We start from the raw sequence: 20,362 nt of genomic DNA on the forward strand, positions 1-20,362 counted from the left end.
ACGAAAGGTTGCGCCTTGAGAGATTGCGTTGAGCTTCTGCGCCTGTCTGCGGTCAAGACATGGCACGGGGGTTCATCCTGATCACGCCAGTGAAACCCGCAACGCCGCCGATAGATGGCAGAATCCCCCTACCCTGATCACTTCGGAGACCGCAATGCTTCGCCTGTTCGAACAAAGGCTCGACCCTTTCCCACCCGATGAGGCGCCGCCACCGCCAGTCGGCCTCATGCGATTCCTGTGGGCCTGCACCCGAGGCGCACGCGGTTACATCCTTGCCTTTGCGTTGCTCAGCGCCAGCGTGTCGATCTACGAGGCGTGGCTGTTTTCCTTCCTCGGGCAAGTGGTGGATCTGCTTTCGACCTGGCAATCCGGGGGCGCCGCCGGTGCCGAGGAAAGCCGCGTATTGTGGGGCATCGGCATTGTGCTGGTGGTCAGCATTGGCCTGGTGGCGCTGCGCACCATGGTCCAGCACCAGATCCTCGCGATCAATCTGCCGCTGCGCCTGCGCTGGGACTTCCATCGGCTGATGCTGCGGCAAAGCCTGTCGTTCTTCTCCGATGAATTCTCCGGCCGGGTCACCACCAAAGTCATGCAAACCGCGTTGTCGGTGCGTGAAGTGCTGTTCACCCTGATCGAAATCCTTCCCGGCATCGGCGTCTACTTCATCGCCATCATTGCGCTGGCCGGTGGCTTTGCGCTGAAGCTGATGCTGCCGTTTCTGGCGTGGATCGTTCTGTTCGGGCTGGCGATGGTGTATTTCGTCCCGCGTCTGGGCAAGGTCGGCCAGGAGCAGGCCGATGCACGCTCCTCGATGACCGGACGGATTGCCGATGCTTACACCAACATCACCACCGTCAAACTGTTCTCGCACTCCAAGCGTGAGGCGCATTTTGCTCGCGCGGCGATGGAAGATTTCAAGCTCACCGGCTTCCGCCAGATGCGTCTGGTCAGCCAGTTCGAAATCGTCAACCAGGCGCTGGTGGTCGCGCTGATTCTCGGTGCCGGTGGTTATGCGTTGTGGCTGTGGCATCAGGGCGAGGTCGGCACCGGCGCCGTCGCGGCGATCACCGCCATGGCGTTGCGCATCAATGGCATGTCGCACTGGATCATGTGGCAGATGACTTCGCTGTTCGAAAACATCGGTACTGTGCAGGACGGCATGGCCACCCTGACCAGCGGCCCGAAAGTCCAGGACGCGCCGGATGCCAAAGTGCTGGAGCCGGCCGGCGGCGAAGTGGTTTTCGACAATGTCAGCTTCAATTACAACGGCGAGCGCCAGGTGCTCGACGGCCTGACGCTGCACATTCGCCCCGGCGAAAAAATCGGCCTGGTTGGCCGCTCCGGTGCGGGCAAGTCGACGCTGATCAACCTGCTGCTGCGTTTCTATGACGTCGATCGCGGCGAGATTCGCATCGATGGGCAGAACATCGCCAAGGTCACGCAGGACAGCCTGCGCAGTGTGATCGGCATGGTCACTCAGGATACGTCGCTGCTGCACCGCTCGATTCGCGACAACATCGCCTACGGTCGACCGGACGCCACCGACGCGGACATCCACCGCGCCGCGGTGAACGCCCAGGCCGATGGTTTCATCAGCCAGTTGAGCGACAAGCAGGGCCACAGCGGCTACGACACGCTGGTCGGCGAACGCGGCATCAAACTCTCCGGCGGCCAGCGCCAACGCATCGCCATCGCCCGGGTGATGCTGAAGAACGCGCCGATCCTGCTGCTCGACGAAGCCACCAGCGCGCTGGATTCCGAAGTCGAAGTGGCGATCCAGGAAAGCCTCGACGAAATGATGCAGGGCAAAACCGTGATCGCCATCGCCCACCGCTTGTCGACCATCGCGGCAATGGACCGCCTGATCGTCATGGACGAAGGCCGCATCATCGAACAAGGCACCCACGCGCAATTGCTTGAGAAGAACGGCACCTACGCGCGGCTGTGGCAGCACCAGAGCGGCGGGTTCCTCGGTGAGGATCGCGGTTTGGTTGAGGTGATGGAGGAGTAATCAGGCTGGAGGGCCGGAGCCGGCCCTTCATCGATTTGCCTACAGGGTGAAGGGGCTTTCGGCATCCACCGGAAGCTTGACGCGAAATACGGTCCCGCCTGGCAGATCAGAGCTCACTTCAATCGAGCCGGCATGCGAGGCGACGATTTCCGAGGCGATAAACAGGCCGAGTCCAAGCCCAGCGACGGGCCCGTGATCCACCACGGAGCGCTGAGAGAAACGCCCCATTGGGTTGAAAATGAACGGCAGTACATCCTCCGGGATCGGCTCACCGCCGTTGTGTACCGTAAAGACCGCACCCTCCTCCAACGCCTGCAACTCGACCGTGACCGGAAACTGATTGTCGCCGTGGGTCACCGCATTGCTGATGATGTTGGAAAAGACCTGTTCCATCCTGGCGCCATCGAACGCACCCATCACCGGCTCCTTCGCGTCGAACACAACGTTGGCCTGCGGGTGAAAGGCGCGGATTTCCTCGATAACCCGCTCGCACAACGGGCTGAGATCGATCGGGGCTTTTTTCACTGGAATGCCCGGGCCCATCTGGCACCGCGTGAGATCGAGCAGGTCGCCAACGATCTGAGTGGCGCGCTGCACGCTGGCGTAGATCTGCCGGGCCACTTTGCCGGTATGCGGGTCGGTGGATTCCGTACGGCGCAACCTGTCGGCACCGAGCAGAATCGCCCCCAGCGGCGTGCGCAAGTCGTGGCCGAGAATTCCTAGAAAGACATTGCGCGAAGCCTCAACCGCGCGTGAATAGCTGGCAATCGACTCAGCCAGTGCCTGATCGATCGCTTCGTGGAAACGCGTCATGTCGTCGACATTCACCGATTTTCCATCCTTGACCTGACGCAGCCACTGGCTCAGTACACTGGTGCGCAGCGCGCGGTATTCCGAAACCATCTGGTCGATAGTGAAACCGGCCATCAGCCGCGTCACGGCGTGGGTTTCAGCAGCCGTTTCTTCATCATCGCGCGGCGCTTGGCCATGAGCCTTGGCCAGTTGCTCGCTAACCGTCTGCCGGGTGCGCAGATCGATAACGATGGCCCGCAACATCTGCTCGGCGTGATCACGCAGCGCAACGTTATCGAGCTCCGCACCGGGTGTCTCGATGGTGCGGGCGAAATCTTCCCAGGCCTGCAGGATCGGCTCTAGGTTTTCGAGAATGAAATCTGGCAGGCGCATGGCTGTAGTCCATAGAGGAAATCCATCTGCGCCGACAGGCGAGCCGGCGCAGACAGTGAAAGAACAAACTCAGGAGTACAGAAGGTACGGCTGACCTCTTGCAGCCTACCATCAATGCAGTGGTTCAACGCGGGAGGAAAATCGGCAACAGCCGCTTGTGACGAAAGCCATCAGAACACTTGACTACCTGTGCTTGCGCTGCTGCCCGGAACGCTCAAGTCGCCATCCGGAAAAGCACCACCCTCAATGTGGTAGACCTTCGGTTCTGCGGAAAAATAATCCTCCAGCCCCAGCATGAACCGCTGGTGGTCTTCACTCTCCTCAAACCCCGGAGAGTGATCCTCAAGCGAGCGCCAGCGCACGATCAAATTGAATTGCTCGGGCGTTTCGATACCTTGCGCCAGCAAGTGCCCGCCGTATCCCTTGGCACGGGTGAGCAACGGTTCGACTTCGGCAAATGCGCGTCGGAAGGCTTCAGTCTGTTGCGGGTGAACGGGCAGGACTGCGATTTCGTAAACCATGACGTTTCTCCAGAATGAGTTGAACGCGTTCAGACGATGAGCGAAGGCTCAACGGCGATGGCGATTTTTCCTATGAGTCCGTTGTTGGCACTCTCCAGTCTTGCGTGGGCGAGCGGGATGTCGGCAAGGGAATAGACCGCGCCAACATGCGGCCGCAACTGGCCGCGTTCGACCAGCGCGGTCAGTTCATCGAGCTTGCCGCGGTTCTGCCGGGTAAAGACGAAGTGATAGCTGGCGTTCTTGCCCCAGGCCTGGACGAGGTTTTGTGGCTGCGCGATGTCGACGATCGAGACAACGCGGCCAAGCTGGGCGAGCGCGTCGGCACTGCGAGACAGGGTATCGCCACCGATGGTGTCGAACACCACATCAACGCCATGCCCGGCGGTTTCGCGCATGATCGCTTCAACGTAATCCTCTTGGGTGTAATCGATCACCACATCGGCGCCCAGGCTGCGGGCGAACTCGGCGTTGTCTTCGCGCACGGTGGTGAACACCCTGGCGCCCATGGCTTTCGCCACCTGAATCGCCACATGGCCGACACCGCCCGCGCCGCCGTGGATCAGAATGCTTTCGCCGACTCGCAGCACAGCGCGCACGGTCAGCGCTTCCCACACCGTACCGCCGACCAGACTCAGACTCGCCGCCTCGAGGTGACTCAGCGAGGAAGGCTTTCGGGCGATGATGCTTTCGGCCGCCACGTGATACTCGGCATAACTGCCCTGCCCCTCGAATATCTGCGGGGTGTACCAGACTTCGTCGCCCGGCGCGAAGGCGCTGACGCCCGGCCCGACAGCTTCAACCACGCCCGATACGTCGTGACCGGTAATGGCTGGCAGCGGCACCAGATCGGGATAGTCACCGCGCCGAACCTGATAATCCAGCGGATTGATGGAAGTGGCGTGCACCCGGACCAGCACCTGGCCCGCTTGTGGAACAGGTTTGGCAACATCGCTCAGTTCGAACGAATCAGGACCGCCGAAAGATTTCAGAATCATCGCTTTCATGGAAACACCTCGTATCGATAAAGAGGGATATCGAGATTTCTCGATATCCTGCGGTAAAAAAATTTACAGCTCTTTCCCTATGATCTCTGCAAGCGCGCTGATAGCAGCCTCATTGCGTTTGTAGTAGGTCCATTGACCGATGCGTCGCACTTCAACCAGCCCCACCCGCTGCAAAGTGGCCAAATAACTCGACACCGTCGACTGCGACAAGCCGATACCTTCCTGGATGCTGCTGACGCAGACACCCTCGACGAGAACGTCACCCTCATCCTGCGGGGGGAAGTTCTTGACGGGATCCTTCAGGCCTTCAAGGATCTTGAGGCGCGTCGGGTTCGAGAGGGCTTTGAAGATTTCGATCAGTTCCATGCGCCGAGGATATCGAGATTCTTAGATATGTCAATGCGCGATATTGAGGCGATTCGCAGTCGGCGACGGGCGGCAGGACATCAGGATCTGCGACCCGTCCGTCCTACTCACCTCGTGCTTCCCGGACTCATTCGTCAGCCATGTTTCACGAGATTCAATGCCGGCAACGGTCCGCCCGGGAATTGCGCAAGCACGCCCTGCTGCACACCGCCCAGATCGATGCCGTAAAAACCCAATCGGTCTATCAGCTCTGCAACCCTGGCTTTGCTGGCCGCATCCTCACCGGAATAAAACAGCACACGCTTGCCGCCCTCGGTGGTGGGATCGGTCAGCAGAGCCGCGAGCAAATGATTGAAGGCCTTGACCACGTGCGCGCCGGGCAGCATCTGCGCCAACAATTGTGAAGACGGCTGGCCGCCCAGATCGACCGGTTTGAACAATGGCGCCTCAATCGGGTTGTTGGCGTCGATCACGATACGCCCCTCCCAAGGCCCGAGATCGCGCACGGCATCGGGAATTTTCGACCAGTTCACCGCCAGAAAGACGATGTCCGCCTGACTCGCCTGCTGAGCAGTTACGGCTTGCGCGAGTGGGCCCAATTCGCCGACCAGATCGGCAAGGCTCTGCGGCCCACGACCGTTGGCCAGGCTGACCGAAAGGCCAGCGTTGACGAGCAACCGAGCGATGGCGGTGCCGATGGAGCCTGTACCAATGATGCTGATGTTCATGTCTGTTTCCTCAAGTAGTTGATGAGGCCATGAGACGCTTTTTGATCTTCCACCAGTAGTGGAAGACCAATAGAATCACTTTCAATCATTCGTTGAAGGTGCGCAGATGGAGACGTTAGGCAATTTGCTGTCATTCGTGCGCAGCGCCGAGGCGGGCAGCTTCTCTGCCGCCGCGCGACGCCTGGGCCTTACGCCCGCGGCGGTCAGCCGCAATGTCGCGCAACTGGAGGCCAACCTCGGCGTGCGTTTGTTCCAGCGCAGCACACGCAAACTCACCCTCACCGAGGCTGGAGAGCGCTTTCTGGCCAACGTCGGTTCGGGACTGGAAACCGTTCAGGCGGCAATCGCCGATGTCGCGGGCAACGCTGGCGAGCCTTCAGGCGTTCTGCGTCTGAACGCAGCGCCAGGGTTCGCTAGGGATTTTCTGTTGCCGCTGATGCCCGAGTTTCTTAAGCGATACCCCGCCGTAATCCCCGAATGGCACCTCGATAATCGCCAGGTCGATCTCATCGCGGATGGATTTGATGCGGCCATCGGCGGCGGCATCGAGCTGGCGCAGGGCGTGGTCGCCAGAGCCATCGCACCGGCGCATCTGATTCTGGTGGCATCGAAGGAATATCTCTCGGGAAAGCGCATCCGGCGGATTGAAGAGCTGTCGACGCTGGATCACCTGGCCATGCGCTCGGTGCAGACCGGCAAGGTGCGCAGCTGGATGCTGCAAGGGCCCGATGGTCAACGAGCACCGTTGGAGTTGGCGCCGCGCCTGTTGGTCAACGATCCGCAAGCGTTGTGTCAGTGCGCACGGCTGGGATTGGGGGTTGCGCTGTTGGCAGTTCCGGATGTGCTGCCGTATCTGCAGGACGGCACGCTGGAGAGGGTATTGCCGGAGTGGTATGTCGATGCCGGGCAGATCTATTTGTATTTCTCCAGTCAGAGGCTGTTGCCGGCGAAAACCCGGGCTTTTGTGGATTTTCTGGTGGGTCAGGCTCGAGAGGATGGATGGGCGACTCGACTCGGCGCTCGGGCTTAGTAAACAAGTTATACGACCTCTTAAACTTAATCAGCATCATGCCTAAGCGCTTTTATCAAGCCTTTCAAGCTTGCCGCCCCTGCTCGATTACGGTACAAATCGGGAAGTTGTACGACAACATAATAAAAACCTGAGCCACCCTGAGTGGCTATCACTTTTGAGATCTGCCATGTCCCGCCCTGAATTTGCCCCAACCGTACCGCCGCCCTTCCCCCGCTATCTCGCCGTGATCATTCTGTTGTGCATGGGTTGTGCGTTCGCCGGCAACCACGTCGCGGCGCGGGTGGCTTTTGATGACGGCGCGGGTGTGCTGCTGGCGATCCTGATGCGTTCTGGCGGGACCTTGCTGGTGCTGGCCATTCTGGTGCTGTGGCAACGGCAGAGTTTGCGTCTGCCAGCAGGCGCCTGGCGCTGGCAATTGTTGTTGGGCCTGCTGATTACCGCGCAGAGCCTGTGTCTGTACTCCGCTGTCGCACGGGTGCCGGTCGCTTTGGCGCTGCTGGTAGCCAACGTATTTCCGATCCTGCTCGCGTTGCTGACCTGGGCGTTGGGCGGGCCACGGCCGAGCGCCCGAACCGCCATGTTGATGGGGTTGATCCTTGTCGGGCTGGTGTTCGTGCTGGACGTCCCCGGACGTCTGTCAGACAGCGCCAGCGTCGGCCCGGAATGGCTGCTGGGCGTCGCGCTCGCCTTCTGCGCCGCCAGCGTCTTCGCCTGCGCGCTGTGGATCACCGACCACAAACTGTCGCAAGTGCGCGGCTCGGTGCGCAGCCTGCTGACCATCTTCATCGTGTTCAGCAGCGTCAACCTGGCCGGAATGACCGGCGCCCTGCCCGGCGGACTCAACCTCCCCGCCACCTCAACCGGCTGGCTGGCCCTCGCCACGCTGGTCGTGCTGTACGGCACCGGTTTCATCGTCCTGTTCATCTCCGTGCCCCGACTGGACATGCCGCGCAACGCACCGGTGATGAATATTGAGCCGTTGGCGACATTGTTGATGGGCTGGATTGTGCTGGATCAGATGCTCAGCAGAGGGCAGATCCTAGGTGGCGTGATCGTGGTGAGCGGGATTGTTTTGCTGACGTATCGGAAAGCGGCGGTGAAGGTTGGGGTGAAGGCTGAGGTTTGAGGGTTGTGGTAGCGTGAGTTATAGGAGGACGCCCCGACTAGCGCTCCCCCTCGATGCCGGGCCAGCAGATCGAATTGGCTGCTTGAGTGGCAATTGCACTCCAAGGCACGCCACTTACCAACTACCGTACGGGATGCCGAACTTGTCGATATACCGTTTTGCCTTTTCACTCACCGGATAGGCATAGCGCCCGCCATGCATGCCCTGCTCCGGGCCGAGAGGTTCGAGTTCCCCTTGAGCATGGGAAACTTTTATCGGGCGGTGGCATGAGTCCCTGACCCACGCCTGGAGCACTCCCCCCGGCGCGAGACCCACGAGTAGCGTTGCCGAGTAACGTGCGGTTCTTTCGGGAGTTTTCGGGCACCGTTGGCGTGTGGACTGCACCATCAGTTGCCTCGCTTCTTCTGGAATCTCTATGAAGCCTTTATAGGTTTTCTGCTCCGATATCGACTGCCAACGGACAAAAATCATTCGTGGAAGCTCAGCACCAGTTACCAAGACTCCAGAACCACCGACGGTTCCCCAACCGCGGGCAGACTCCGTCCCATCTTCTGGTTCGCCTCCGGGAGCGGATTTTCCACCGACTCTGAAAAACATTCTGTTATTGATATCCAGCACCGAGCTGTCCTCAACCCAGATCTTCATGTAATTCGGCTCAACGAATCCTATTTGCCACCAAGGAGACCTGGGGTCATTTTCTCCACTTTCGAAACCTCCTTTCTGGCAGCCCATTAACAATAAAGCGCCAATCAGAGCGATTACAGACTTCATTACCAGAGCTTCCAATCAGCTACGTGAGGATGTTGTACACGGATCGCGTCTTCCGTCGGCGTTGATGTAAACCGCGTCGATACCGCTCCCGTCTCTTCTTCCAAGGGGATGATTCCAGTTTGCAGAGGTATGAATGTACTTCAGCCTGAGCAAAGCCTCTTCTTCTGCAGTTGTTCTGTGGTTTCCTGTGAGAAATCGATCAAAAAGAGATTGGAGTTCTGCCGGCACGGAGTATTCGTCATCTTGGGATATGTCGATGAATTGAATGCCCTTTTCTACCTTCGACATATATTGGACTTGAGACGTACTTAAGGAAGCCATCGCCTTCGGCTTTCTGAGTCTTTTTATATAGAGAATACAATTTCTTGATATTGGTAGGCCCGGCTCCATAACTACTGTCCGGATCACTCATGTAAGGCATACAGCTAGCTGGAATGTCCTCCGGCGCAATCGGATGCTGAGCACCACACAACAACCCCGCAGCAGAGTTATTGGCATTGTTGCCCGTGCCATCAAAGAACACCCCGATCCTCAACGCGATGCCAATCTTCTCTGGCTCGCGCGCAGGCTCCTTCCCATGCTTCTCATACTCGGCCCAGTGCTGGGCGTGTATGTCGACGGGTTTGGCTTGTTCGTAGCGGTAGTTTTTCGGCGGGTTTGGAACGTAGCCACTCAATCCTTGATTCCTTGTTCTGATCCTTGAAGAACGGCCCGAAGGGTGACAGTCGAGGCCGGGTGGTGCAAGCCGTGGCGGTGTGCCAGCCATGGCACGACCATGGGATGCGACGAGGCTTTGCTCTCGTCGCTTGGTTGGCGTCATTTGGCTATTTCGACTTTATCCAAAGCCTGGTTCACGGCGATTTCGCCGAGCATGACGACCTGGGCGATGCCCAGCAGGGTTTTGCGGCGCGGGTTGTCGAGCAGCGCGGCGAAGTCGTAGAGCATGGTGGTAGCCGAGCCGAGGGATTCACTGGCGTTGGCCAGCAGGGATTCGGTGTCGTATTTCGGATTGGCGAGAAACATCTGTTCCGGGATGTTGGTGCTGGCCAGTATGTCCGCCGGACCGAGGTAGTGATCGAGGGCGCGTTCGGCGGCTTCGTGGAGTTTTTTCGAGGCGCTGGATTCGTAGGGCGATGCGGGGTCGGTGGTTGGGGGATTGGGTGTGACTTTGAACATGGTGGAACTCCTAGTTAGGAAAAGGAGCCTTCACATTCGCTACCAAACGAAGGTGGCGGCCATACGCGGGTTGGTAGACCGGTAACTAGGAACCGGCACACCCGAAGGTGTCCTGCGCATGGCCACCATTGAGCAGAGACCTGAAGCAGGCCTGCGAACGGTGCGCGATGCGACTAGTTATGGCGGGCTACCAAACCCGATCGCTGTTTTTCAGCGACCGACAGACGATAGAACCCGCGACCTAGACGCACAAGCCGGCGGATTCTGGCGTAGTCGTAGGGAATGGCGCAAGGCGTTGTAGCCGTTTGCTTGTGTCTTGAATAACTGTTTAAACGGGCTGGGTGCTTTCTGTTTATGTGGTGGTGAATGGGCTGGGGTCATCGCGAGCAGGCTCACTCCTACAAGGATTGGGGGCTAGTCCAAGATCACTGGTGTTTGGGCCACCCAAGTCGCCTGGCAGCTCGCTGCCCTTGGGATATCAACCCTGCGTAACAAGCGTCAACCGCGGCCAAATCTCGAGCCATCTCTTCGACTGAACGCGTTCCACAAACACCGCGTATCTATCACTCTCAAATCGGGCGGTTGGTCGCACTTTCAGCGCAAACAAATCCTCCAGTCCCAATGGCGCCGAAACCTCTATAGCACCCTGCTGATCAAGCCTGACCCCAACCGCCGTAGCTGTCTCGGGCCAACGGGTCATGGCGTCGGCAGAAGATTGATAAGGTGCATCGGCGTTTCGCTTGTGCATGCGAGCCTGGTTCTTCACCGACCAGTTCAGGCCACTGCACCGTGTTGCAAGCTCGGCCTTTAAGGCGAAGTCCGTTTGCGCACTGTGACGTGTTTTGTCGAACCAGATGAGATCAATGTCCCCGGGCAATCGCGAGGGTTCGCGCTGGTGCAGATGATCCCAGACCAGGCTGCGCACAAAACCGGCGGCAACCCAGCTGTCCGGCAAGTTCAGATCCCTGACTGTGCGCAGGATGTGCATCCGGAGGGGATCTCGAGTAATAAGATCCCGCAGTTGCGCTTCAAGATTCAATTTGTTCAATCCATTGCCTTTGATTGCAAGAGCCTATCAGGCGTCTCGGTAAGAGCTCAGCGACGCCGGCGTTGCCCTGCTTCCTCACTCCGTCGCCCACAATTCGCTATCCGGACAAGTCCCTTGTGATGAATGACTCGCGCAGGCGAGCTTTGCAGGAAAGTGCCAACTGCCGCTCACTGCTCAAACCTTGAACTCTTCCTTGAGCAAATCGGCAAACTTGTCTTTTGCACGATGAGATTCAACGTGCTTGTTCCAGATAAAATAATTTTGCACGGGCGTTAGATCTTTGAAAAAGAATCCTTGAATACCGCCGATTTGCTGGAACTGTTCAAATATCCCTTTCGGCACCAACGATACCCCCGCGCCCGCACTGACGCACCCAAGGATGGTGCCATAACTGGCTATGCTTGTTATCGGGCTGGATAGGTTGTGCCGCTCCAGCCAGGCAACCAACGCCCTCCTGTAGGGGCATCCTTCAGGCCACATGAATAAATCCACGCCATGCAAATCTTCTGGATGGTTTAGCGGCCCTGCGGACGGCGAAGCAATCAGGACCAGATCCTCCTCATAGATCTCGATACTCTCAATATCCGGGTGTTCCGGCCTCACGGCAACGATTGCCCCATCCAGTTTATGACTGACTACCTCAGCGGATAATTGCGACCAGTCGCCAGTGCTGAATTGCATCTGCACTGCTGGGTAAAGTTGATGATACCTGGACAACAGCTTGGGTAATCTGCCCGTAGCAGACGATTCTATGGCACCAATCCTGAGATCTCCCGACGGCGCTGACGACGGATCAAGCGCTCGGTGCGACTCCTCGCACAAAGACAGGATTTTGTTGGTATAGCCGAGAAAAATCCGACCGGAGGGGCTGATGATCAATCCCCTGCCTTTCCTTATAAAAAGATCAACCCCGAGTTCTCGCTCCAATAGTCTGATTCGATTGGTGATATTGGACGGCACACAGTGCAGCTCTTCAGAAGCACGAATAATACTGCCTCGATCAGCGACCTTTTTGAACATGACGAGCTGCGACAATTCCATCCCAATACTCATTGAAAGTGAACAATCGAATCAATGTAAATCAGTTGTTGTATGCCCTCAATGAGGTTTATTTTCCTGACTGGTCGTCGCCTGCGCCCTATGAGCAACCATGCCTTCACCCCCAAAAAATCGAAGTTCTACGAGGATTCAATGCATGGATGTTGAACACGCTGTTCTTGCACTGGGTTTCTTCGCGTTTTGTGGTGGCCTGATAGACGCTGCGGTCGGGGGCGGAGGCCTGGTACAGGTGCCCGCACTTCTACATGCTCTACCCCAGTACAGCCTTGCCACCATTTTCGGCACCAATAAACTGGCTGTTCTGGCGGGCAATATTTCATCAATATCGGGTTACCTGAAGCGCATAAAAATCCGCTGGAATTTAATGCTTCCGACCATGCTCGCCGCTTTTTTATTTTCTTTTCTCGGAGCTCTCTCAGTATCCCTTGTCCCTAAAAGACTGATGGAGATCGTTGTCTTTTTCATATTGATAGTCATGGCTATCTACACGTTTATGGAAAAAAAACTTGGTTTGGCAGGCAAAGACCGCCACTTCGGAAAGAAAGACATTTGCCTAGGAGTTTTCTTTGGCAGCCTGATCGGTTTCTACGATGGTGTCTTCGGCCCGGGCAGTGGCAGCCTGCTGCTGTTTATCTTCGTCAAGGTCTTTGGCTTTGATTTCCTCAATGCATCAGCCTCTGCAAAACTGGTCAATCTGGGGACGTTCAGCGCTGCGCTCATATTTTTTATCCCCTCCGGTAATGTCTTGTGGGCGATTGGCGGCATAGTTGCTTTATGCAATATGGCCGGCGCACTGACCGGTGTCTTCTTTGCATTACGTTATGGAAGCAGTTTCATCAGAGTTTTTTTCCTGATACTGCTCGTATTCCTGATAGGCAGGATGGGGCTCAATATTTTTTCGTAGACACTGGTCACGTCATACCATCCGCCGCGAATCCCGCCGTACCGCCTGCGGCGGCACGCCAAAGCCGCGCATGAACACCTCGCGCATGTGCCGACGGTCACGAAACCCGGTTTCTCTGGCAACAATATCCAGACTGTGACTGCTCTGCTCGATCAGCAAACGCGCCGCTTCCAGGCGCAGGCTCTCTATCGCCTTGGCTGGTGACTGACCGGTTTCGGCGGTGAAAACCCGGGTGAATTGCCGCGGACTCAGATGCACCACTTCGGCCAGTTCTTCGACGCTCAGCGGGCGATTGAGGTGCTTGCGCGCGTAATCCAGCGCACTCTGAATGCGATCGGATTTGGGTGAAAGCGACAGCAGTTCCGAATGCTGCGACTGGCCTCCAGACCTACGCTGATGCATCACCAGTCGATGGGCGACCGAGCGGGCGATTTCGCTGCCCAGATCCTTCTCGACCATACCCAGCGCCATGTCGACACCAGCGGTCATGCCCGCCGATGTCCACACCGGGCCGTCGATGATGAAGATGCGGTCGTCCTCGACATTCACCGACGGATGCATCCTGCGCAGCGCCGGGGCGAACGCCCAGTGCGTGGTCACGTGGCGGTTATCCAGCACTCCGGCCTGCGCCAGTACGAACGAGCCGGTGCAGATGCCGGCCACGCGGCGTGCGCCGTCGGCGAGCCCGCGCACGCTGTGCAGCACGTCGGCATCCGGCGGCGTCAGCGGTGTCAGCGTGCCAGCCACCAGCCAACTGTCGGCCAGCCCCGCCTGCGTCAGTGGCAACGTATCGACGTGCAAGCCCAGCGACGAGCTGACAATCCCGCCGGTCTGGGAAAAGTTCTGCACCTTGTACACGGCTTTGCCGGTGACGATGTTCGCGAACTCGAACACCGACTGGGTCGCCAGCGCCATGACCTGAAAACCGTCCGTGAGCAGATAGCCGACTCGATGCATGGTCGCGCTCCGTTTGTTGAATGTCCTGAAACACTACCACATACGTCATTCAGGTCGGAGCAGGTTTTCTCCATCATGGTTCCCATACCAATCAATCCACTCGCGGGACGCAGCTCATGAAACTTGAAGCCAACACGATCTTCATCACCGGCGGCACTTCCGGCATCGGCCGCGCATTGGCCGAGGCCCTGCATCAGCGCGGCAACAAGGTCATCATCGCTGGTCGTCGCCAGGCCCTGCTGGCAGAGATTGCCCAAGCGAATCGGGGCATCGACACCGTGCAGCTGGACATCAACGATGCGCAGCAGATCAAGGAAGTCGCCGCCGAAGTCATCCGCCGCCATCCGTCGTTGAACGTGATCATCAACAACGCCGGGATCATGCCCTTCGACAACGCGGGTTCCGGCGACTACGACGATGCGCAGGCCGTCGGTCTGTTGCAGACCAACCTGCTCGGCCCAGTGCGCATCAGCGCGGCGTTCGTCGAACACCTCAAGCGTCAGCCCGAGGCCTACATCATCAACAACAGCTCGGTGCTGGCCTACCTGCCGCTGGCGACCACGGCGCTGTATTCGGCGACCAAAGCGGCTATCCATTCCTACTCGCTGTCGCAGCGTTTCATGCTGCGCGACACCAGCGTCAAGGTCCTGGAAATCGCGCCACCTTGGGTTGATACCGACCTGATTCACAAGAGCGGCGACGAGCGCGCCATGCCGCTGGGCGAGTTTATCGAGGAAACCCTGATCAAGCTGGAAACCGCCACCACCGAAGTGCTGGTTGACCGAGTCTTGCCGCTGCGAGCCAACCAGGGCGCGAACGAGCACGGGCTGATCGAGCAGTTCAACCTGTCGCTGTTGGAAAATCCTATTCCGGTGGCCTGAACTCACCGACAGAAACACCCGGGCTCAATGCCCGGGTAGCCTGGCTGTTGATCATGTTCATTCACAACGCGGCAAGCCAAACACCACCCGCGCCCCGCTCGGCTCATTGCGCTCGGCCCACAATTTGCCGCCGTGTCCTTCAATGATCGTGCGGCAAATCGACAGGCCCATGCCCAGCCCGGTGGATTTGGTCGTGTAGAACGCTGTGAACACTTGCTCCGCCCGCTCGCAGGCAAAGCCTGGCCCCGAATCGCTGACGCTGATGTGCACGTTATCGCCCAGCGCTTCACTGCGAATCAGCAGACGTCGCTGCCCCTCTGCCATGATCGTCATGGCTTCGAGGCTGTTGATGATCAGATTGAGCAACACCTGCTGCAGTTCGACCCTGTCCGCCACTACTAAAGGCAAATCTGCCGCCAGCTCAACGCTGACCTCGGCGCCGTGCTTGAGCGCTTCGCCACGGCTGAAACCGACCATTTCTTCGATCAGCAGATTGAGGCTGACAGGCTGGCGCTGCGGTGGGGTTTTGTGAATCAGCGCGCGGATGCGTCCGAGAACGTCTGCCGCCCGATTGCCATCGACAATGATATGCCGCAGGCCCTGCTCCACCTCATCGAGGTTCGGCGGCTGCGCACCGAGCCAGCGTAGCGCGGCGTTGGCATTGGTGACCGTGGCGGCGATCGGTTGATTGACTTCGTGAGCGATCGACGCCGCCAACTGGCCCATGGTTGCCACGCGATTGGCGTGGGCCAGTTCCGTTTGCACCTGGCGATAACGGCGCTCGCCTTCGCGCACTTGCTCTTCGGCGAGCTTGCGTTCGCTGATATCCAGCACGAAGGCCAGGCCCTGCTGCTGACTGGCTTCGAATGCGGCCAGACCGACAATCACCGGCAGCCGACTGCCGTCCTTGCGGATGTATTCCTTTTCGAATGGCTGCGCGCGGCCGGTGCGGATGGCGGTTGCCAGTGCGGCGTCGCTGTTGGCGCGCATCGACGACGGGGTCATGTCGCGCCAGTGTACGAGGCCCGATAGCAGCTCATCACGGGCGTAACCGACCATGCGCAGGAACGCGTCGTTGGCCTCGATGATTTTCCCCTCCGCGCTCCACACGATGATGCCGATGATGTTCGCATCGACCAGCCGACGGATCTTCGCTTCGCGCTCGGCGAGGTCGCGGTACAGGCGCGCGTTGTCCAGCGAGATCGCTGCCTGCGACGCCACCAGCCGCAGCACGGCCAGACGCGCGGGGCTGAACACCCCGGCGGACAGGTTGTTTTCCAGATACAACGCCCCGACCACCCGCGCCTGGTTCATCAGCGCCAGGCACAGGATCGAGCGCGCGCCACGCTGCTGGATGTACGGATCAGCGACGAACAGCGGATCGGCCGCGGCGTCGTCCAAACACAGGTGGACGCCGGTGCGCAGCGTCTGATACAGCACCGACTCGGCCAGCGCCACCGCGTGCAACGGCTCGTTGCACAGCTGCGTGGCATCGTCGCCAATGCGGGTTTGCGCGGCGATATACGGTGTGTCGGCATTGAGCAGGATGAGCAGGCCCTGTTCGGCTCCGGCCTGTTCGATCGCGGTGCGCATGACCGTTTCAATCAAGCGGTCGAGGACGATTTCGCCGGAGACTGCTTGAGAGACCTTGAGCACCGTCGTCAGATCCAGGTGTTCAACCGCCGTAACGAGGGTGGCGGTCGGCTCTGGCTGCGCGACTTCGGAGCGCAGAAAACGATGTTTGCGATCCAGCTCCCGCACCTTGCCATCGGCGCCCCAACGCACATAGGCATAACGCGCGTCACGCAGATAAACACGGGCGATCTTGGCAAGACCGCGAGCACGATAGAACTGCGCGGCCAGTTCGTTGGCCAGCGCCTCTATATGGACCAAATCGTTGTCCTGGGCCAATTGAATGGCCTGTTCGTACAGCGATTCGGCCTCAAGTAACTGGCCAGTGACGCGCGCCATTTCCGCCGTGACCAGCGCCACCTGACTGGCGAAGGTTTCCGCACACAAGCGCGCCCACGTCTGCAATTGCGCGTGGTGTTGGCCCAGGCGCTGCAACGCATCGACATCGGTTTCGCCGTGAGCGGCCAAGGTCAACGCCGCATAAAAATGGTATTCGGCCTCCTCGAAAAATGCCGAAATCACCCACAACAATCCCTGAACTTGGGTCGCGCATTCAGCGGCGCCCGCGTAATCCCCCGCCAGATAGCGCGCCTGCAACTTGCGCACCCAATACTTGCCGCGTGCCAGCGCCAGGTCCGGCGAGCTGGTCAAATGCGCCTCGACAGCTGTCTCGTCGAATCCGTCGTCGTTGAGACAGCCAAACTGCGGCGTCTGTCCACGCAGCATGCGGATCAGCGCCAACTGGCAGCGCATGAAATCGGCCACCAGACCGAAACCGACCTTCTCTGCATAGCCCAGGCCTGATTCGGTTTGCGCCTGCACCTCTGCCAACGGCTCGCCGATAAATAGCAGATCGGAAATCAGGCTGTTACCGGCAAACGCCGCATACGGCAGATCCCCGGTGCGATGGGCCGCGTTGAGCGCCCGACGCAGCAGTTCGCGGCACTCGCGTACGGGCCGCATCCAGCGCACCACGAAGATCGAAAAGCACAGATAGGTGCTCGCCTCGTAACGCGTGAGGCCGCGTCGATCAACCAGATCGCAGCCCAGGCGGCCAAACCGATAACCGGCGGCATAGTCGCCAAAACGTGGGCCCGACACGCGTCCGAAGTTGGCGTAGAGCAAGCAGGAAGCGTCGCAGTTGCCATATTGCAGGCTCAGGCTGATCGCTTTGCAGATGGTCAGGCTGGCGAGGTTCAAGTTCGATTGCACAGCCGGCGCGAAGAGTTTGCCCAGCGCATCGAGGGTCACCCGTGCGGCGGGGTCTTCCATTGGCGGCAAGTCGATCATCTGCTCAATGGTGCGCCCGCGCAGGTTGGTCCAGACCTGCTGATATTCGTCGCGCACCTGGGCATCGTTCGGATGCGCTGGCCAATCGATGCCGACCCGACGCAGATAGGCCAGACATACTGCCACCGCACGGTCACTGCGATCGAGCAGCAGATAGACATCCATTTGCAGGCACGCCACCGCCGCGCGCTCGACGGTGGTCACGGCGCGCTCGGCCAATGCGGCCAGGCGCGTGTCGGCCTGCGCCAGTTGGCCAGTGAGAAACTCGCATTCGGCGCGGTTCAGCTCCAGCGCAAAACCCAGTTCATGCCGACTGTCATAGCCCTGCTCGCCCAACAACTCCGCCCCGGCCCCCAGGTAGGTCAGCGCCGAGGTGTAGGCGGTCGAGGCCTTGGCGCGCTGACCAGCGAGCAGGTTGAATTCGGCAAGTTGCTCACGTTCGGCGCGCAAGCTGATCAGGTGCGCGCCGCGATTGAGCTGGCCGACAATTTCGAAGATCGCTTCCTCGCGCCGCTCACCCTGGGTTTGCAGCGCGAGCAGCCGGCCGATGCGCAGATGCATTTGCGCCCGTTCGGTCTCAGCGATCAGCGAATACGCCGCTTCATGGATGCGGTCATGCACAAACCGGTAGGCACCGTCCTGACGCTCGACCAGTTCCAACCGCACTGCCGGCCATACCGCCGCGTGGACGTGAGGCACCGGCACACCGAGGACAGTCGCCAGCGTGTCGAAACGTGCAACGTTACCCAAACAGGCGAGTTGTTGCAGCGCCTGGCGCGTTTGCAGTGGCAGCCGCGCCAGTTTGCCAACCATCAAATCGACGACATTGTCGGTATAGCCCTTGCCGTTGATCAGGTGCACATCCCAACGCCAGCGATTGCGCTCAGGCTCGTAGATCAGCAGCTTTTCCTCGGCGAGAGCGTAGAGAAACTGAATGACGAAAAATGGATTGCCGGCAGTCTTGTCCAGCACTAGCCGCGCCAGCGCGACGATGCTCGCCGGGGGGCAGCGCAGCGACTCGCTGATCAGTTGTTCGATGTGCGCGCCGGCCAGGGGTGCGAGGCGAATCTCGTCAATCTGCACGCCAGCTTGACGCAGCGCGGTGAGGGTGCGGCTGAGTGGATGATCGCGATCCACCTCGTTGTCGCGATAGGCGCCGACCAGCAGCAGATGAGGAATCTCGGCACGGCTGAGCAAATCTTCAAGCAGATCCAGGGTGGCCGCGTCGAGCCACTGCAGGTCGTCGAGGAATAATGCCAGCGGGTGCTCGGCCTGGGCGAACACACCGATGAACCGCTGCAAGACCAACAGGAAGCGCTGCTGCGCCTGCTGCGGTTCCAGTTCTGGCACGGCTGGCGGCTCGCCGATGATCAGCTTCAGTTCGGGGATCAGGTCGGTGATCAGCCGCGCATTCGGTTCCAGCGCCCGCAATAGCGCTTCGCGCCATTGCGCCAGCACTTCGGCACGCTTGCCCAAAAGCGTGCGCACCAGCCCCTGAAAGGCCTGGACCAGCGTCGAATAAGGCACGTCGCGCTGGTACTGGTCGAACTTGCCGGCGGCGAACAAGCCACGGGTCGGCACCAGCACTTTGTGCAATTCACTGACCACCGACGATTTGCCGATGCCGGAGTACCCTGAAACCAGCACCAGCGCCGGAGCGCCTGTTTGCACCACGCCGGTGAAGGCATCGATCAACGTTTGCACTTCGTGTTCGCGGCCGTAGAGTTTTTCCGGGATCAGCAAGCGCTCGAAGGCGCCCTGCTCGTTCAGCGTAAACGACTCGATCAGCCCTGCCCGGCGCCAGTCGTCGAGGCACCGGCGCAAGTCATGCTCGACGCCGGCCGCCGTCTGATAGCGTTCCTCGGCGGTCTTGGCCAGCAACTTCATGACCACTCGCGACAGCATCGGCGGCACCGTCGCCACCCGTTCACACGCCGGCATCGGCAGCCGTGCGATGTGGCAATGCACCCACTCCATCGGTTCATTGGCGCTGAACGGCAGCGAGCCGGTGAGCATCTGGTAAAGGGTCACGCCAAAGGCATACAGGTCGCTGCGCGAATCGATCGAACGGTTCATCCGCCCGGTCTGCTCCGGGGCCATGTAGGCCAGCGTGCCGGCGATGGTCTCCGGCGGCGTGGGTGCCTGCCGTTCTCGGGGCAAGCGCGAAGCCAGGCCGAAGCCGGTCAAGCGCGCCGCGCCATCTCGGCAATGGACGAAGATGTGCTGCGGTTTCAGGTCTTTGTGCACCAGACCACGCTGATGCAGATGGCCCAGCGCTTCGGCAATGTTCGTGGCCATTTCCAGACAGGTTTCGATATCCAGTGGTGCGACCAGCAGTCGCGACATCGGCTCGCCGCCCGGATCGTCGAACAGCAGACGGACCCGCCTGCCCGCGCGCTCGAGAGCTGTCGGCTGCAAGGCCCAGGCAGGATCGAGGTCTTCCATGAGGCTATATTCGTGCGCCAGTCGGTCGAGGGTCGCCGGTAATGGCTGACCCAGCGCCGGACGCATCGCCAATACGCTCCCCTTTCCCGACCCGCGCTCACGGGAAAGTACCCGCTCGCCGTCGTCCCACAAAATCTGTTTTTTGCTGGTCATCTGCGTCGACACTGCTCATGGTTTTTTTCTGCCGCAGTGGCAAGACCTGCGGTTACTCAACGATGCCTGTGA

17 protein-coding genes are annotated in these 20,362 nt (G+C 59.5%); 5 read left to right on the forward strand and 12 right to left on the reverse strand.

The genetic code is table 11. The features are described from left to right. Positions 1 to 154: 154 nt before the first annotated feature. Complete coding sequence (locus DCO47_RS03220; RefSeq protein WP_042609649.1) at positions 155 to 2,011, forward strand: ABC transporter ATP-binding protein; 1,857 nt, start codon at positions 155 to 157, stop codon at positions 2,009 to 2,011. Positions 2,012 to 2,050: 39 nt separating this feature from the next. On the opposite strand, the gene DCO47_RS03225 is transcribed toward DCO47_RS03220, so the two are convergent. The 5 genes from DCO47_RS03225 to DCO47_RS03245 form a co-directional block, all read right to left on the reverse strand. Then, a complete protein-coding gene (locus tag DCO47_RS03225) occupies positions 2,051 to 3,196 on the reverse strand; it encodes a sensor histidine kinase (RefSeq protein ID WP_116657426.1) in 1,146 nt (381 codons plus the stop codon). Between the two features lie 170 nt (positions 3,197 to 3,366). Next, positions 3,367 to 3,717 (reverse strand): antibiotic biosynthesis monooxygenase, encoded by a 351-nt coding sequence (locus tag DCO47_RS03230; protein WP_083353033.1) that lies wholly within the window; start codon positions 3,715 to 3,717, stop codon positions 3,367 to 3,369. Positions 3,718 to 3,746: 29 nt separating this feature from the next. After that, the gene (locus tag DCO47_RS03235; protein WP_116657427.1) at positions 3,747 to 4,721 is read right to left on the reverse strand and encodes a zinc-dependent alcohol dehydrogenase family protein; all 975 of its coding nucleotides are present in this window, start codon (positions 4,719 to 4,721) and stop codon (positions 3,747 to 3,749) included. 63 nt (positions 4,722 to 4,784) lie between these two features. Beyond that, a complete protein-coding gene (locus DCO47_RS03240; RefSeq protein WP_024012559.1) occupies positions 4,785 to 5,087 on the reverse strand; it encodes a helix-turn-helix transcriptional regulator in 303 nt (100 codons plus the stop codon). A gap of 134 nt (positions 5,088 to 5,221) precedes the next feature. After that, complete coding sequence (locus DCO47_RS03245) at positions 5,222 to 5,815, reverse strand: NADPH-dependent F420 reductase (protein ID WP_116657428.1); 594 nt, start codon at positions 5,813 to 5,815, stop codon at positions 5,222 to 5,224. A 106-nt stretch (positions 5,816 to 5,921) separates the two neighbouring features. Between DCO47_RS03245 and DCO47_RS03250 the strand changes: the two genes are divergently transcribed. Both DCO47_RS03250 and DCO47_RS03255 read left to right on the forward strand, forming a co-directional pair. Further along, positions 5,922 to 6,845, forward strand: coding sequence for a LysR family transcriptional regulator (locus DCO47_RS03250; RefSeq protein WP_116657429.1), 924 nt, complete (start codon positions 5,922 to 5,924; stop codon positions 6,843 to 6,845). Positions 6,846 to 7,014: 169 nt separating this feature from the next. Continuing rightward, a complete protein-coding gene (locus tag DCO47_RS03255; RefSeq protein ID WP_116657430.1) occupies positions 7,015 to 7,974 on the forward strand; it encodes a DMT family transporter in 960 nt (319 codons plus the stop codon). A gap of 114 nt (positions 7,975 to 8,088) precedes the next feature. Here the strand turns inward: DCO47_RS03255 and DCO47_RS03260 are convergent, their stop codons facing one another. The 5 genes from DCO47_RS03260 to DCO47_RS03280 form a co-directional block, all read right to left on the reverse strand. Then, a complete protein-coding gene (locus DCO47_RS03260) occupies positions 8,089 to 8,745 on the reverse strand; it encodes a DUF2931 family protein (protein WP_116657431.1) in 657 nt (218 codons plus the stop codon). Between the two features lie 238 nt (positions 8,746 to 8,983). Continuing rightward, a complete protein-coding gene (locus tag DCO47_RS27205) occupies positions 8,984 to 9,421 on the reverse strand; it encodes a hypothetical protein (protein ID WP_252874360.1) in 438 nt (145 codons plus the stop codon). 140 nt (positions 9,422 to 9,561) lie between these two features. Further along, positions 9,562 to 9,921 carry a DUF6124 family protein gene (locus tag DCO47_RS03270; RefSeq protein ID WP_042609640.1) on the reverse strand — a complete coding sequence of 120 codons (360 nt, stop codon included), beginning with the start codon at positions 9,919 to 9,921 and terminating at the stop codon, positions 9,562 to 9,564. A gap of 478 nt (positions 9,922 to 10,399) precedes the next feature. Next, positions 10,400 to 10,960 carry a nucleotidyltransferase family protein gene (locus DCO47_RS03275; RefSeq protein WP_116657432.1) on the reverse strand — a complete coding sequence of 187 codons (561 nt, stop codon included), beginning with the start codon at positions 10,958 to 10,960 and terminating at the stop codon, positions 10,400 to 10,402. 183 nt (positions 10,961 to 11,143) lie between these two features. Beyond that, the gene (locus DCO47_RS03280; RefSeq protein ID WP_116657433.1) at positions 11,144 to 12,010 is read right to left on the reverse strand and encodes a LysR family transcriptional regulator; all 867 of its coding nucleotides are present in this window, start codon (positions 12,008 to 12,010) and stop codon (positions 11,144 to 11,146) included. Between the two features lie 154 nt (positions 12,011 to 12,164). Between DCO47_RS03280 and DCO47_RS03285 the strand changes: the two genes are divergently transcribed. Continuing rightward, complete coding sequence (locus tag DCO47_RS03285) at positions 12,165 to 12,932, forward strand: TSUP family transporter (protein ID WP_116657434.1); 768 nt, start codon at positions 12,165 to 12,167, stop codon at positions 12,930 to 12,932. Between the two features lie 12 nt (positions 12,933 to 12,944). Here the strand turns inward: DCO47_RS03285 and DCO47_RS03290 are convergent, their stop codons facing one another. After that, positions 12,945 to 13,889, reverse strand: a complete 945-nt coding sequence (locus tag DCO47_RS03290) for a GlxA family transcriptional regulator (protein WP_116657435.1) — start codon at positions 13,887 to 13,889, stop codon at positions 12,945 to 12,947. 116 nt (positions 13,890 to 14,005) lie between these two features. Here DCO47_RS03290 and DCO47_RS03295 point away from each other — a divergent pair, with 116 nt between their 5' ends. Further along, positions 14,006 to 14,770, forward strand: coding sequence for an SDR family oxidoreductase (locus tag DCO47_RS03295; RefSeq protein WP_065617072.1), 765 nt, complete (start codon positions 14,006 to 14,008; stop codon positions 14,768 to 14,770). Between the two features lie 57 nt (positions 14,771 to 14,827). Here DCO47_RS03295 and DCO47_RS03300 read toward each other — a convergent pair whose 3' ends face one another. After that, positions 14,828 to 20,290: an ATP-binding sensor histidine kinase gene (locus DCO47_RS03300; protein WP_116657436.1), complete on the reverse strand. Its 5,463-nt coding sequence runs from the start codon at positions 20,288 to 20,290 to the stop codon at positions 14,828 to 14,830. Between the last annotated feature and the right edge of the window lie 72 nt (positions 20,291 to 20,362).

Origin of the sequence: Pseudomonas sp. NDM, assembly GCF_003105095.1 — a bacterium.
Taxonomy (GTDB): Bacteria; Pseudomonadota; Gammaproteobacteria; order Pseudomonadales; family Pseudomonadaceae; genus Aquipseudomonas; species Aquipseudomonas moraviensis_A.